At 51.6% G+C, this 14,550-nt stretch carries 10 protein-coding genes and 3 pseudogenes; 4 read left to right on the top strand and 9 right to left on the bottom strand.

All coding sequences use genetic code 11. The features are described 5' to 3' along the window. Positions 1-252: 252 nt before the first annotated feature. Positions 253-546 (top strand): hypothetical protein, encoded by a 294-nt coding sequence (locus AC2FJF_RS15625; RefSeq protein ID WP_496726205.1) that lies wholly within the window; start codon positions 253-255, stop codon positions 544-546. Positions 547-568: 22 nt separating this feature from the next. Here the strand turns inward: AC2FJF_RS15625 and AC2FJF_RS15620 are convergent, their stop codons facing one another. Together AC2FJF_RS15620 and AC2FJF_RS15615 are read right to left on the bottom strand one after the other, a co-directional pair. Beyond that, positions 569-1,429: a class I SAM-dependent methyltransferase gene (locus tag AC2FJF_RS15620; protein ID WP_496726204.1), complete on the bottom strand. Its 861-nt coding sequence runs from the start codon at positions 1,427-1,429 to the stop codon at positions 569-571. Between the two features lie 29 nt (positions 1,430-1,458). Continuing rightward, positions 1,459-1,658, bottom strand: a pseudogene (locus AC2FJF_RS15615) (IS5/IS1182 family transposase); the annotation flags it as partial. 356 nt (positions 1,659-2,014) lie between these two features. Between AC2FJF_RS15615 and AC2FJF_RS15610 the strand changes: the two are divergent. Then, positions 2,015-5,170 (top strand): rhamnosyltransferase WsaF family glycosyltransferase, encoded by a 3,156-nt coding sequence (locus tag AC2FJF_RS15610; RefSeq protein WP_496726203.1) that lies wholly within the window; start codon positions 2,015-2,017, stop codon positions 5,168-5,170. Positions 5,171-5,195: 25 nt separating this feature from the next. Here AC2FJF_RS15610 and AC2FJF_RS15605 read toward each other — a convergent pair whose 3' ends face one another. The 7 genes and pseudogenes from AC2FJF_RS15605 to AC2FJF_RS15575 form a co-directional block, all read right to left on the bottom strand. Beyond that, positions 5,196-5,435 carry a hypothetical protein gene (locus tag AC2FJF_RS15605; RefSeq protein WP_496726320.1) on the bottom strand — a complete coding sequence of 80 codons (240 nt, stop codon included), beginning with the start codon at positions 5,433-5,435 and terminating at the stop codon, positions 5,196-5,198. A gap of 119 nt (positions 5,436-5,554) precedes the next feature. Further along, positions 5,555-6,457 (bottom strand): class I SAM-dependent methyltransferase, encoded by a 903-nt coding sequence (locus tag AC2FJF_RS15600; RefSeq protein WP_496726202.1) that lies wholly within the window; start codon positions 6,455-6,457, stop codon positions 5,555-5,557. 939 nt (positions 6,458-7,396) lie between these two features. Next, positions 7,397-7,588, bottom strand: coding sequence for an ATP-binding cassette domain-containing protein (locus AC2FJF_RS15595; RefSeq protein ID WP_496726201.1), 192 nt, complete (start codon positions 7,586-7,588; stop codon positions 7,397-7,399). A 174-nt stretch (positions 7,589-7,762) separates the two neighbouring features. Next, positions 7,763-9,109 carry a class I SAM-dependent methyltransferase gene (locus AC2FJF_RS15590; RefSeq protein WP_496726200.1) on the bottom strand — a complete coding sequence of 449 codons (1,347 nt, stop codon included), beginning with the start codon at positions 9,107-9,109 and terminating at the stop codon, positions 7,763-7,765. Positions 9,110-9,448: 339 nt separating this feature from the next. After that, positions 9,449-9,922, bottom strand: a pseudogene (locus AC2FJF_RS15585) (DDE-type integrase/transposase/recombinase); the annotation flags it as partial. 239 nt (positions 9,923-10,161) lie between these two features. Further along, positions 10,162-10,288 (bottom strand): annotated as a pseudogene (locus tag AC2FJF_RS15580) (IS5/IS1182 family transposase); the annotation flags it as partial. A 203-nt stretch (positions 10,289-10,491) separates the two neighbouring features. Further along, the gene (locus tag AC2FJF_RS15575; protein WP_496726199.1) at positions 10,492-12,276 is read right to left on the bottom strand and encodes an ABC transporter ATP-binding protein; all 1,785 of its coding nucleotides are present in this window, start codon (positions 12,274-12,276) and stop codon (positions 10,492-10,494) included. Positions 12,277-12,862: 586 nt separating this feature from the next. Between AC2FJF_RS15575 and AC2FJF_RS15570 the strand changes: the two genes are divergently transcribed. Together AC2FJF_RS15570 and AC2FJF_RS15565 are read left to right on the top strand one after the other, a co-directional pair. Beyond that, entirely contained in the window at positions 12,863-13,663 is an 801-nt protein-coding gene (locus AC2FJF_RS15570) for a glycosyltransferase family 25 protein (protein ID WP_496726198.1), read from the top strand. Then, complete coding sequence (locus AC2FJF_RS15565; RefSeq protein WP_496726197.1) at positions 13,660-14,550, top strand: hypothetical protein; 891 nt, start codon at positions 13,660-13,662, stop codon at positions 14,548-14,550. Before AC2FJF_RS15570 ends, AC2FJF_RS15565 begins: the two co-directional genes overlap by 4 nt.

The raw sequence follows: 14,550 nt of genomic DNA, 5'->3' as shown, positions 1-14,550 counted from the left end.
GACAACGCTGCATGGTTTATTTGGACTAGAGATTGAAGCCGATGCAGACCTCTACGCTATCGACGGAATGGATCGAGAAGAAGTGAAGGGCGTTGTTAATCACATAGTCGGATTGGGAAGGCTTCCGAAAACTGGCGATTGCGCAAACACAACAAGAGTGCTCGATAGGTTTCCGTTTCTCCGAGACCTCGAGAAGTATCGTTGGGATAGCCGCCTTAGCGATGATTTTCTGGGCCGGCCACAGACAACGTAATGCTGGACATATTTTCAATCAGGTACACTTGGCGTACGATTGCACACAGGGCGGGCATTGATGACGAGGACGCCGTGCAGCTGGGCGGTTGGTCTAAGGATGAACGCCGCGCCAGCGAGATTTACAACCACGGGCTGGGACAGGATGAGCTGCGTCAAGTTCAAGGTAACACCGTCGAAAGGATGGAGCGTGATGGGTTCCTTAAGGCTGACGAGTGCCAAGAGCTTCTGCCCGTCGTCAGTCGATATGGAAGAAAAGGACGCGTGAACCGAGATAGTAGACTATTCATCTAGTCGGTTAAATTCTGCGTCGGATCTACTTTCGCCGTTTTCGTTGAAATATCCGTTCTGCCAGGGAACGGCGTGGCATCCGAAGCACAACAACGTCCTGCCCGTCAACGGCGTCGTCAAAATACCCTGACCATCCGCCATTCAAATGAGCTTGTACCTCGAGCCCGGACGACTCCATGATGCCTCGCCAAACGTCGTTTCTAAAGGCAACTGCACCGCGTGGCGACTCTGGCGAATTAATGCGGACTCCGTCTTCGACTTCGTGTTCGAACGCAAGACGCCATGGGGTGAGGTCAGTTTGGCGTGCCTTATTTAAAACGGCTGGTGTATAGGTAAAACCGGTTGCGAAGACCATACCACCGGGAGCCAGAATACGACGAAACTCACTTAAGTAGTGCTCGATTTCGTTTTTAAACATGTGGGTGAAAACGGAAAATAAAAAAATCTTATCAATCGAGTTGTTTTTCGCCGGAAGCTTAATGTTCTCTGCCGTCTCGCTACCTGCGGGGTTGTGAAGGTCGTCTGATACGTTTGAATGATGGAATGTAAACCTTGGATTCTGCGGCGCGACGTTAGTGTTCAGCCATTCGATAGACGGTGCGATAACATCCACCCCGGTATAACTTCCGGTGGTCAGGTATTCTTCCAATGGAATAGCATCGCGACCAATTCCACAACCTAACTCCAAGACCCGATCCGAGGGCACGAGTTTAATCCAGCGACGTAGAAGTCTTTGATGATGCTCGGCGATCGGCGGAAAGGTGTCAGGTCCCCCACCCGTCATCTCGGCCAATTTGATGGGCACGTCATAGCCATGATAGTCGAATGTCAGAGATTGGTCGACTGATGTTTCGCCATTACCTGAGTTAGTGTCCATATGCTTCATTCCAATATAAAATGATCTAAGTTCCGGACTTATACCCAGTAAATTGCGAGATTGACCAGTGCGATTGCTGGCAGGATGCCCTTCGGGTACTTGTCATATCGGGTTGTAACTCGCCGCTAGGTTTTCAGCCTGCGGAAATGACCTCAATTCGGTGTCGCCGCATACTTTTACGCATGTCGTATTTGACCGGCGTCTTGTTTTGCTTTCGACCGGAGATGCAGGCTGGGATGGTGAGCAGCGGATCAGGTCCAAATCTAACGTTCGTTAGTTTTTGTGCGCAGCGATTAATTGGTTTTTCTGACCCAAGTGTGTTGGAACATTGCGCCCGTTCATATCATCGTCATTCGGAGCAATGCAATTTCGATTGGTAGCCAATAGACTAACTGGGTGCAAAAAGGCTTCAACTGCCCAATGGCAACCTCAAAACTCAAATGTAGCCGAACCTGGCGATTAAAATAGTAGCCCCTTCGGACGTTATCGTGGGGTTGAGTTCCCTGGCGGCTTATACTACTTTCGCGCTGTCGATTGTTCACGCGCGACCCTCTTACATGCATATCTCATTTAAACCTTAGAAGTCTCGTCACCATGTCTGGATTTGCATTTCATGCCAGTGGCAAGCCACGCGGCTGGGTTCGTAGTCTGCTCTTTGATGGCAGAACTGCACGCCCGTACGCGAAGCGCTTGGTTTTTCATAAATCAGGAAAGCCGCGGGCCCGCTTTGCGCCATTTATCGAGGGAGTATTCGACAGCTTACAGAGCACGGAACCGCTTGTGCCAAGCAATACAGACTATCATGTGATTCACGCAGAGCCGTTCCCAAAACAGGCGCGCCTTTTGATTTACGTGGTGTACGCGGCTGAAAGTCGCCTTTCTGAACTCCATCGCTACCAGGTGGACTGTTATCGGGAGGCTGGTTTCTCGGTCGTTCTTGTTGCCAACTCCGATGGTGAGTTCAAATGCACCGAGCAAGATTTGAGCCGTTTTGTCTGCATTTTGTCGCGTCCGAATCGGGGGTTCGATTTCGGAGCATGGTCCTGCGCCGTCCGCTCCATCGGTGGATTGAGCAATTGCAAAGAAGTGAGCTTTACCAACGACTCCATCATTCCGACCTCGGCTGACGCGTTACGTGATTTGTTGGTGCGGTCTGACGGACGGGCTGACGACGTGCTGTTCATGACAAACAATAATGAGTTGCGCCCGCATAAACAAAGCTACTTTTTCACGCTTAGAAACCGGGCATTGGAAGGCTCTGCGTTCGATCTGCTTTCGGACATGACCGAATACACTTCGAAATGGGATTTGATTAACGAGGTCGAGATTCACCTATCCGACCACTTTGCGGCGCTTGGTCTGACTGTCGGAGCCGTTTTTGACGATCAGGATCTTCTTGATGACCCGAGCAACGTTACAGTTCACAGATTCGAAGAACTGGTCGAACGCGGTTTCCCGTTCGTGAAGGCGACCCTTGTTACAGAGGGCGGCCTGGATTTCGACGACCCGCGCCTGAAGCGCGTACTTTCAATTGATGTGCTCGGTCTTCTTGAAAAACACATTGAAAGCCGCCGTTGTTCCAACAACGATAGTGAACTGAGGCGAAATGTCCCGCCCACACCAACGTCGCCCCACGCAGGGTTGCTTGACATGCACGGTGTTCAGGTTTCATGGAATCATCATCCGAGCACCTGCGGCATTCTCAAAGTGCCCTTGGCGCATGAGCTGGGAGATACGGCCATTCCAGAGTCCTCGCAAGCCCGTGTCCTTGCAATCGTCCACTGTTTCTATGTGGACGTTGCTAAGGAGTTACTCAAAAGATTGAAACCTTTGGGTACCGATTCACGAATTGTGCTTACCACCGATACGCAGCAAAAGGTGGATCAATTAGCGGACATTGCCGACCGCGAAGGAATGAACGTCGTCGTAGAGCTTCATGAGAACCGCGGGCGCGATGTTATGCCGTTTCTGGCCGCTTGCGCGCGGCATCTCGATCATGCTGACTTCGTTTTGCACCTACATACAAAAAAATCCCCTCATGATCATGAACTCAGCAACTGGGGAGAATACCTTTTCGAAAGCCTTGTTGGCTCAGCAGAGATCATTGCATCCAACCTTGCCATCCTGGGGCAAGACGGCGTCGGCCTCGTTCATCCAGCTCATACGACGACTATTGCAGGTCGGTTAAACTGGGGATTCAACTTTCCGGCTGCGCGCGACCAGCTTGAAAAGATCGGCGTTCGCATTACTGCGGACCAGGTCCTAGATTTCCCAGCCGGCACAATGTTTTGGGCTCGATCGGAGGTTTTGCGTCCGCTAGTGGATCTTGGTTTTTGCCCAAATGACTTTCCAACCGAGGCGGGTCAGGAGGACGGAACACTTGCACACGCTATCGAGCGTTCGTTCACTTATGTCGCCGAAAGTCTCGGATACACAAGTGTGCCGGTTGTAGCAGAAAACAAAACAGACCTAGCTTCGGGAATCGCCATGTCAGTTCGCCCATCAGAACTCTCCGTACTCCTGAAACGTATATCCAAGCTCAATCTCCGGAGCAAACGACAGGGATCAAAGTACTTTAATGCCGTACCGGAGGTTTATCCTGCCGCGACAGTCCCGGACCAAACAGATCGCCCGAGGCTAAATGTGCTGATTCCATCGTTAAAACCCGAGCATACATTTGGCGGGATTTCGACGGCGCTTAAGGTGGCAATGCGGATCTATAAGGAATTGGACGATGCAGACATACGTTTCGTCGTCACTTCAGCCGAAATCGACAAAGCCTCTTTGGAAACGGCCGCTGGACTGGTTGACTGTCCGGTACCAAGAGTACGGGCAAGCGATATTGCCTCGGGAGCCACCGTAATATCCACCAGCAATGATCGCTATGATGCGATCAGGCTGCGGAAAAACGACTATTTTTTTTCAACTGCCTGGTGGACCGCAGATCTCGCCTTTCGACTGATGGCAGATCAACGTCGCATGTTCGGAAAATGTTCCCCGCTCGTCTATCTGATACAAGACTACGAACCTGGCTTTTATCAGTGGGGAGACACATTTGCCGGCGCTGAAGCGACCTATGGTCGAGGCGAAGAAACGATCGCAATCATCAACTCTGAAGAGCTTGCGAATTTCATGACTGAAAAGTATCGCTTTTCATCGGTTTCACGCCTGCCATTTGAGATTAATCAGGCGATCGCCTCTCGTCTCACGCCTATCCCGAAAAGCAAAACGATTTTTGCTTATGGCCGCCCCAATACGCCGCGAAACTGTTTTGCAGCTCTCGTTGAGGGCCTGCGCATTTGGCAGGCACGCGATCCGGGTGCCAATTGCGCTTGGCGAATCGTCTTTGCGGGCGAACCGTTTCCCCCGCAAATGATCGACGAACTGGAGAATGCCTCCTGCGTCGGCAAACTTAGCTTGGAGGACTACGCCGCTCTGCTGAGCGAAACAGGCGTTGGACTGTCACTGATGATGAGCCCGCATCCGAGTTACCCCCCTCTTGAGCTGGCGATTGCCGGTGCACGGGTGATCACGAATGACTACGACCACAAGACAATGTCGGAACGTAATTCGAACATCATCAGCTTGCCTTCTATCGCGCCTGATCGCATAGCTGACGCATTGGACCATGCGACTGCGTCCGCTCCGATCGGCAAGATCGTGGCACCATCAGAAATCATCCGTCCCGCATCGAATGTTCCTGAGTTCGACCCGGCGGAGGTCGCCCGCTCCCTTCGAACCGTGAACTAGAGAGTTTGGCACTGGATCTACTTTGCTATGCGGTTGGCACAAGCCGCACTGCATACAGACAGTCGAACGACAACTGGGAACAGCTTTGGGGCATATTGTGTTTGTTGGTTTCGGTAGTTTGCGGCTTCAACGGCCCACGCAATACGATCACCCGGGCGCGCTCGATGAACCGGCTCGCCAGCTCGGCAAACGTCTGTTCACCTTTCAGCGTCTCAAGCGCAACCTTCGCTTCGAATTCCGGCAAATGGTTCTTCCGTTTCGACATCTCTGATCTCCTTTTTGTCGAAGTTCAGCAGACAACGAATTGTAGCTTTCGTCAGCTTCCGTATTTCAAGGGGGAGAGCTCTGTACATCCATTTGTCGATGAGAGCGGTTGGCGCGTTTTTAAGCTCGTAGACTACGAAGGAATCTTGGAGTTCGAAAGCGTTGTGGACTGGCATTGGGTTGTGAGGGCCATAGCGCATCGCGTCTTGCTCTAGTTGCCTCAAAACTCCAGTTCGTAGTCGGTGACTTCGTACGCTCCAATTGAACGTAGAACTCAAGATCGTGCTCCTGCGTAGTCAGGAAGTAGCGTAAGTCAAAACACAAGCCTGTTTCACTTACAATGAGACCCATCAAACGCATAAAGTGCCAAGGGGTGAATACCCAGCAGTGGACATCAACATATTGTCCCCTTTCAAAAGCCCTAAGGCCCTCGTCGATGAATTCTGGAGGGTGGCAATATTCCAGACTATCTATGCTTGTGTAATCATCCCAGAGACCCCATGTGTCTGCATTCACCACATTTGCAAAGTGGTCAGCAATCAAACGCTTACTTGGCCGCCTGCGCCGTTCCTTATATGCTTCCCTTACTTCTTGAGGATTGGAAACGGCTCTATGTACGTCGAACGTAAAGCGCTTATCTGGAACTATCAGTAACAGCGCCCCCCCAACTTCCAGGCAATCATGCATTTCATGAAGCCAGCCACAGAGGTCAGGAACATGCTCTATCACATGCGAGGCCACGATGAAATCCAGAGGTTGGCGACCTCCAAGCATCTGCCTCAAAGGCTGATCACGCCAAACTAAGTCGATATGTTCCAAGTCTTTGGTATCTTCCTCTTTGTAGTATTTTTTGCGCAGTTCATCTGTCGAACAGTGATCGACATAGATTACATCGCTGTCAGATCGCCTAACGATTGGACGATTGAGTGGTCCGATCTCTGCTCCACGCTTACCGAGTGGACTCCAGTCTGAGAATAGTCGTCCGCGCTTCCGCTCTAGAACTGCCAAATACTCCGGTGTCATAGTATCACTCCTTAGTCCGCCTAACTACCAAGAGGATCGTGATGTGCTGCTAACTTTTTCAAATAACCACTCTTCTAGTTCAAAAACTCAAGAGTCCAGAAGTGTCCCAAAAAACGCGTCGAGAGCTGTACTTGCCCAAAACGCCTCGCCTTGAAAGATCATGTTAGCTGACTTTTTCCAATAGGCTTACCATTTTTCGACGATACCGCCCGACTAAGCCACTGGGTCAATTGATTTTCGCTTCGGATGGCCTCGTTCAGTGCCAAGACGCAGAAGTCAGCTTCCAACGTGTTCGAGATGCGCCAGCCTTACAACTCGTAGGTGCGCTAGCCCATGATCGCGAGCTGATACAAGAACCCCATACCCATTGGCAGACAGGTGATGTCAGCCGCCCAAACATGATTGGATAGGGTCATCTGCATACCGCGGAGCAAGTAAGGATAGGCCTTATGTCCCCTCGTTGCCTTACTGTGTTGGGTTTCCAATAGATCGGCATCAGTCCCATAAGGCGCATCAACCGCCAGGTCACCTGCCGAACCCCGAAGAACGGAGGGTCCGAGAACTGCTCATGGATCTGACACATCAGTGTCCGGATTTCAGGGGGGGCTCCTTGGACGGTTCAACCACGGTGTTGAGCACGTCCTTGATCATTTCGAGGTCAAGTTGCCAAGTGGGCTCGTTAAGCAGCATGATACGAGTTTCATTCGCAAGGCACGTACCTTGGCGGCGCGTTGTTGCTGGTCACTGGACAACTGGCCAGGATGTTTGCCAGCCTGATCCGGGATGCGAACTTTGTTGAGAAAATGCACGACGACTTCTACAGCGCTCTGAGCGCTAGACCCTGCGCGACCACATGGAAGTCAGCGTCTAGTATTCCAGAATAGTTAGGTATGGAGTCAGTTTATGGTGCGGAAAGCACATTCCAAACTCAAATCGGATCTAAACGAAATACTTGGTGTCATCCGTCAGCTCGACCCCGCCAACGAAGATCTGCCCTTTCTGAAATTTCTCCAGCCGGTTAATAGGGCGGATCAGCGTAGACTTGCGGGAACCCGAGGGACCCGCGACCACGATCCGTTTGCCCCGTCGAACAGTCAGATTCGAAATCCTTGTGCGCAAGGAACGAGCCATAGCACTTGTCGATGTACTTGAGCTCGATCGCCCTAGCCAATCAGAGTTTCAATGTAGACCCGATAACGTAATGACTTGTAGAAAGCCTCAAGAAAAAGTTGACTACGACTTCAAACTACACGGTCGGTTCCACTTAAAGACGGTTACTCCAACCCTTGCCTTGATTACTTTCTTTTATTCTTGGTTTGCAGTCTCTGTGTATGCCCTGAAGCGTTGGGGTGCTATTTTTTTGGCTGACCTGCCCATTTTCTCACGGAACGAACTTGAGAGGAAAGGAATGCGGGTCAGAATTGAGAGAATTATGAATTTCAGCCAGAGAAAAAAGCCAAGCAATGGATTGCGGGCAATCCGCTCGAATGACCGACTCAATTCGGATATTTTCTTGTTTTGAGCTTCGGCAAGCTCCCGTAGTTTGCTCGCATCACCAACTAACTCATCCTGGACCTGTTGTTGTTCGGATATTTTCGTTGCCTGAACTTCGGTACGCTCCCGTAGCATCGTTACGTCATTGAGAAGGCGGGGAATCGGATTCTGCGTTTCAGGGTAGAGTGCACGCACATCCATGATCGCTGAAACCAAATCTGATGTTGTGAAAGGGTCGTGCCCAGCCAGCCGCAGCTCACCTATTGCCGAAGCCACCTCTTCCATCGGCTCTGCTCCGGCTCCCCACGGATTGGCACCCTCGCCCATGGATGATGGCGGCCGATCAACCACCGCAGCTTCGCCCAGAAGCTTCTTATCCAAATCAAGTTTGATCGCGCCAACCTCTTGTCCAGATCGGAGGAGCGGGTCGTCCGCCACCATACGGTCCTGGCCTGCCACAACACGCGAGCCTACCTGCGGCGGTCCGCTGGCACTTTTTCGAATGATGCAAACGGAATTGTAGAATGAAACGGATTGGATCTGGGCGATGTGGTTCACATCCAGCGTCAGATTCCATTGGCGTTCAAACCCTTTCAGTTGCGACCGGATATCTCCACCATCTCCCCAATGCTCCGCGTTAACCACGTCGGCCAGCCTCCGAAGAAACGACATCGCCGAATATGGCGAGTTCAAACCACCCTGCCATGTCTCCCAGTAGGAGCAATGAAGGTCTTCTATCACATAGATCCCCCCGGGTTGAACCATGCCGAAATATCGGGAGAATGTGGTGATTATGTCGGACGATCTGTGTGACCCGTCATCCGCGATCAAATCGTACATATCCGAGATCTGGCGGATCTCGTTCTGCGTTTTTTCCGAATTCGCGTCACCAATGATCACATGAATTCGATCGTCATCGTAACGAAGACCGGCGCATTTCGGATCGATATCACATCCAACGAACAGCGAACCGTTTGAAAAATAACGGGACCAGATCTCAAGTGAACCGCCATTCTGAATTCCGATTTCAAGCAGACGAACAGGGGACTCACGAAGCGACGCAAACTGATCTTCATAGATATCGAGATAGGAATGCCACTTGTCGCTCACCTTCCCCTCATGTCCGAGGTATAGGTTGTAAAGCGAATCATTTTTCATTTGGACCTGTCGTGGTTAGTTGCTGCCGCGGTTTCTCGTTTACACGGCGAGAGCATCGAAGGCCAAGGAAATTCTACGCTTGTCGCGTTTGTGTTTAGCGCCAACTCAATAACGCGCCCGGCAGTTCTTCGGCACTTCACAATGCCGGTGAAATGAGCCGTCATTCCACAACCGTGGTTGGATTCGATCCTTCACTGCGCTGACAGAAGACCCAAACGAGGGTCCAAAATCAATGGTGGGCTGCCGTCCTGCGTCTCCACATAATGACGATCCAAAAATACATCTTGCGGGAGTTCGCCCACATCATCGGCGCTTTGGCTGTGATGCAAGCGCCTTGTTTCAATTGTCTTTTTTGATCCATTCCCGCTGTAGTAGAATAGTTTTGTCCCTCCCAAAGCAGACGTCGGCAGTTGTGACGTTGTTAATGCTCTCGCTAAAGCGCTGGCGGTTGTAATGATCGAAGAAGGTATTGATCTGCGCTTCAAGATCACCCGGCAGGAAGTAGTTTTTCGGCAAGTTGCGGTTCTTTGAGGTTTGATGCCATCGTTCGATCTTGCCCTGTGTTTGCGGATCGTACGGTGCGCAGCGAGATTGCCCAATGCTATTGTCTTCCAGCCATTCTGCTAAATCCCCCGAGACATAGCTTGTGCCGTTGTCGCTGAACGTGCGTGGCTTGTGGTCGACGTGGATTTGATCACAGTCGGATGCCTTTAACGCCATGCCCTGCGTGTCGGTGACATCGTCAGCACGCATGTTCGTGTACAGCTGACAATAAACGATGTAACGGTCGTATTTGTCTAGAACCGTACTAAGATAGAACCAGCCTCAGTCCAGAACCTGGATGTAGGTGAAGCCCGTCTGCCAAACTTGGTTGATCGCTTTCGTTTTGTGCTGGAACTCATCGACGACCTAAAAAATAAAGGGCGGGCTGGTGATCAGGTCATGGGATTGAGCGTGCGATATATCGTAGTTTCCAACAAAAGTTAGCGCTCTTGAGCGGTGAACGTATCGGCCTACTCGTGTGGCGACAACTCCGATTCCTTCGGCGCCAAGTAAGCGGCGGGCGCATCGCAGCAGCCTAAGCCATTGCGATTGACAAACACAATTCCACTTAACACGGGCCGATCATCGACACGATGTTTTCCGTGCGATTCAGAAAGGAAAGGTTTGAAGCGCTATCTGCGCATCCGTTAATCAGAAGCGGTCAGACATATTCACTGCTCGTTTTCAAACCGTGAATCGTACTGACTGTTCTATATCAAAGCGCCCTGACCGTAGCCTGCCGGTGAGCAAAGTTGTTTACTATCTCTAAGCCAAGTAAGAACGCCGCCCATCTCGATCATGAGAATCCCCGCGGTAGAAAGAAATAGGAAATGGTCTCGTCATTCTGCCACCTTGGTATCAACATTACGTTTCTTGAATTGCTGATTAAAAAGGTTCTTGAACTGACCATCTAGTTGCATCAGTTCGTCTAGGTTTCCTTGTTCGACCACGGCACCATCCTGAACAACCATAATCTTGTCAGCCTCAAGGACTGTCGACAGGCGGTGAGCAATCACGATAACGGTCGTGTTCTGTGTCAGCGTGTCCAGCGCCGCCTTCACCAGCGCCTCAGATTCAGCGTCCAATGCGCTAGTGGCTTCGTCCAGCAACAAAATCTCGGCATCGCGCAAAATTGCACGGGCTATGGCTATGCGTTGTTTCTGGCCGCCTGACAGGAACGTTCCGTTCTCGCCGACATGCGTATCATAGCCACCCGATAACCCGCAGATGAAGTCATGCGCATGTGCAGCTTTCGCTGCTTCGATAACCTGCTCGTCCGTTGCATCCGGCGCCGTGCAACGCAGGTTTTCCATCACAGTTGCGGAAAACAAGAAGGTGTCTTGGCCAACATATGAGATCTTTCGCCTAAGCGAAGAATAGCTAGCGTTCTTCAGATTCTGCCCGTCGATTTCGACACTCCCACCGTCGGGGTCATAGAATCGCATAATCAGGCCGAATATCGTCGACTTGCCCCCACCTGACTGGCCGACCAGCGCAGTGGTTTTCCCTGCTTCGAATGTTACATTCATGTTTTCGATTACCGGAATCGATCCTTTGTACCCGAAGGTTACATCGCGGAGTGCGATTTCACCCGGCCCGTCAAGCAGGTCACGTGCATCAGGGTCTTCTTGCATTGTGTCTTCTTGGTCCAGTAATCCGAAAAGCATGCCAACACCGACCATAGCAGCTTCAATCTGAACGCGCATTTTCGACAAACGTTTTGCAGGTTCATAGGCCATTAACAGTGCTGTGATGAAGGACATCAGCTGACCAGCTGTTGGCTGTTCGCTACCCGCAATCCCGAGAGTGCTAACGATCAGAACGCCGGCTATAGCCAACCCGGCCAGAAACTCCATCAGCGGGCTGGCGATCGACTGCAGCCGCGCAATATCATTCGAGCGTTCTTCGACTTTAAGGATGGCCGTTTCCATACGATTGATCATCCGATCCTCAAGAGAGAATACTTTGATGACTTTGATGCCGGCCGAGGTTTCCTGCAGCACACGAATAATCTCTGCTAACGACTTGAACTCTTGCTGCATGATCGAGCGCACGCTTTTCAGCAGGTAGCGCACGCCTAGCAAGGCCACGGGTCCGACAACAAAAAACATGATGGACAGCACGGGCTGCTGGTACACCATGACAATCACAAGACCCACCAGGGTCAAGGCGTCTCGGACGAAGCCGGTGACGATTACGTCAATAAGAGTTCGGGCAGATTGAGCACCCATTGTCGTTTGCATCAGCAGGTCCGAAGACTCATTCTCGGCAAAAAACGAAACACCGTGCCTCAGTAGTTTACGATAAACCCGGTCTTGTTGCATCGCAACGATCCGGTTGCCCGCGCGCGCCAGGTATATAGACTGGATGTAGGATGCGAGCGCCTTGGACAGAAATAGCAGAACAACTCCGAGCGCGATCGCAATAGCCCAGTCGCGCATTTCCGGACTGGTCATCGCATCAACGATGTACTCCATCATGAATGCAGAGCCTGCAGTGGTCGCAGCAACAGCTATCATTGCGACGATGGCAATGGCGTAAAGATGACCTTGGGCAAAAAAGCTCTCACCAATGAGACGGCCCATATAGCCTGATCGCCATTCGGTCCAGGCACGCTTAATCATTACATTCTCCAGATCATGAAATCATGCGCTCGCTCAGATAACCTATAATCATTCCTGCCTAAAGGGCAGATCAATTGACGCGACAGAGTTGCCCAATCACAAGGTTGCGCAGGGGCCTCGTCAGATAAGGGTTAGCGTTGCGATGTGCAAGGTTTTGATGTTCTCTTTTGACAAGGTGACGCGTTGTATCGTGGGCTTCCGAGCCCTGGCCTCTACGTGGCGTTTTTTAGGTCAAAACCCGAAGTTGCCCGCACAACTTTATAGCGTCTTGTGTATACCTCTTGTCACGAGTGATCCCCGAATTCTGACGAATAGATTGAGGTGCTGGCAGATTTTTGCGTTACCTCTAGTGATCAGGTCAAACGTTTTTCTTTTTGGTTTCATTGTGATATGTATATGCTTGAAAAATGGAACCGCTGATATTTTGGGGCTGAGTACTGTAGCGTGAGAGTAACGATTGAAATTCAGCGGTTTTTTGCCGCAGGAAATCCTTGACGCGTCAGGGGAAAAGGATAGATTTTTTGTCCTTGTGCTTGGTATATATGGCCCATAGTAACGCGAAGCACGTATTATTGGTAATGGAACAGTGTCGATTAAAGCTGTCATTCTGAGTTTGCCGAAAGATGTTGAACGGCGACGTTTCTGCGAAAGCGAATTTGCCCGCTTTGGCTTGAATCATGAATTTTGCGACGCCATTGCCGGAGATCAGCTAAACAACTCCGAATTGCATCATCTGTATGACGCAGACATGAACCGGATTAAATTCAAACGCCCGCTCAGCCGCAACGAGGTCGCCTGCACCCTTGGACATCGTCAGATATGGCAGGATATTGCTGACTCCTCCGACTGCGTCAGCCTTGTTTTGGAAGATGACGCGACGTTCGTGCAAGATCCCAGGCCGTTTTTCAAAGAACTGGCTGAATGTGGCGAATGTTTCGAAGACGTCATGATCAAAATCGACGGCGTGTCGGGAAACAACGGACAGGTCATTAAGTCCATTGCAGATCAGGATCTTGTCTTGTCGGACCGTCTGCCACCCAGAACCACGGGCTATATCATCGGCCGACGTGCTGCCGCTCGGCTTTTGGCGATTGAGGCCCCGATTGCGCGTCCCATCGACATCGACCTAAAATTCTATTGGGAACACAATGTGCCCATCCTCACCCTTGCCGAGCAGATGGTCGCAGAGCGCAAAGAGATAGACAGCACGATCGATCACTGCCGCAGTAAAATGAAACCCGGCTCGCCCATGGCCAGGTTCGTTCGAAACTTAATGTACCAGACAAAGTACACGTACGGACGGTTGAGCCACCCGCTGAACCCGGACATGATCGAAGGGCTCGGCCCCCTGATGCAGGCCGGCAATCGGGTTCGGAACCGCGCATGAAGAATAGCCTTGTGGTTGTCCGTGCGGGCAACAAGTCATTGCACCATCGGTGGCAGGAAATCCCCTATGAAGATCGTAGCTACGATCTTCTGATCAGCTATTTCTCGGACGAGGCTTTTGCGGCATTCGAACCTGAACCCGGTGTTGAGGCCGTGCTGGTAAAAGGCGGCAAATGGGACGGGTTGTTCAAAACCCTGGCGGATCGTGACCTGGATCAATATGACTACTATTGGCTGCCGGATGATGATCTGGACATCAGCGCCACGGCGGTAAATGCGCTGTTTGATGCCATGCAGGTTCACGGCCTGCGTATTGCGCAACCGTCGCTGACCCCCGAAAGCTATTTCTCGCATTTTGTGTTCAGCCAATGCCCGGGCTTCGTACTGCGCTACACGAACTATATCGAGATCATGGCCCCGTGCCTGCACAAGGATATCCTGAAGAAAGCACTGCCGCTTTTCCAGGGCACCATGAGCGGCTACGGCCTGGATTATATCTGGTGCAGATGGGCCGAGGCTGGCGCGTTTCGAACTGCCATTCTGGACGAGATCGCGATGCACCACACGCGGCCGATCGGAAAGAACCTGAAAGCTGCGATGGCCGAGTCGAACAACCTCAGCTCGGAAGAGGAAGAAGCCGTTCTGAAGCAGATGTTTGATCTGTCGCGGCGTACCGTTCCGGTCGTCTTTGCCGCGATCCTGCAGGGAGGGCAACCCATCTCGGGTCGTCTGCAGCTGGGGTGGCATATGTGCCGGGCATGGATGTCGGTCCTGCCGAAATTCCGCAGTGCCAGCGAGGCGCGGTCGGGTATATTCAAGATTGCCCGCCGTCAGCTGATCAAACCGCTCGACATGACGACGATTTCGATGAAACAGGAAAGCCCCTGA

It is taken from the genome of Ruegeria sp. CDSB013, assembly GCF_059611165.1.
The sequence above is the reverse complement of the archived record's forward strand: the minus strand, read 5'-3'. Positions and strand labels throughout refer to the sequence as shown.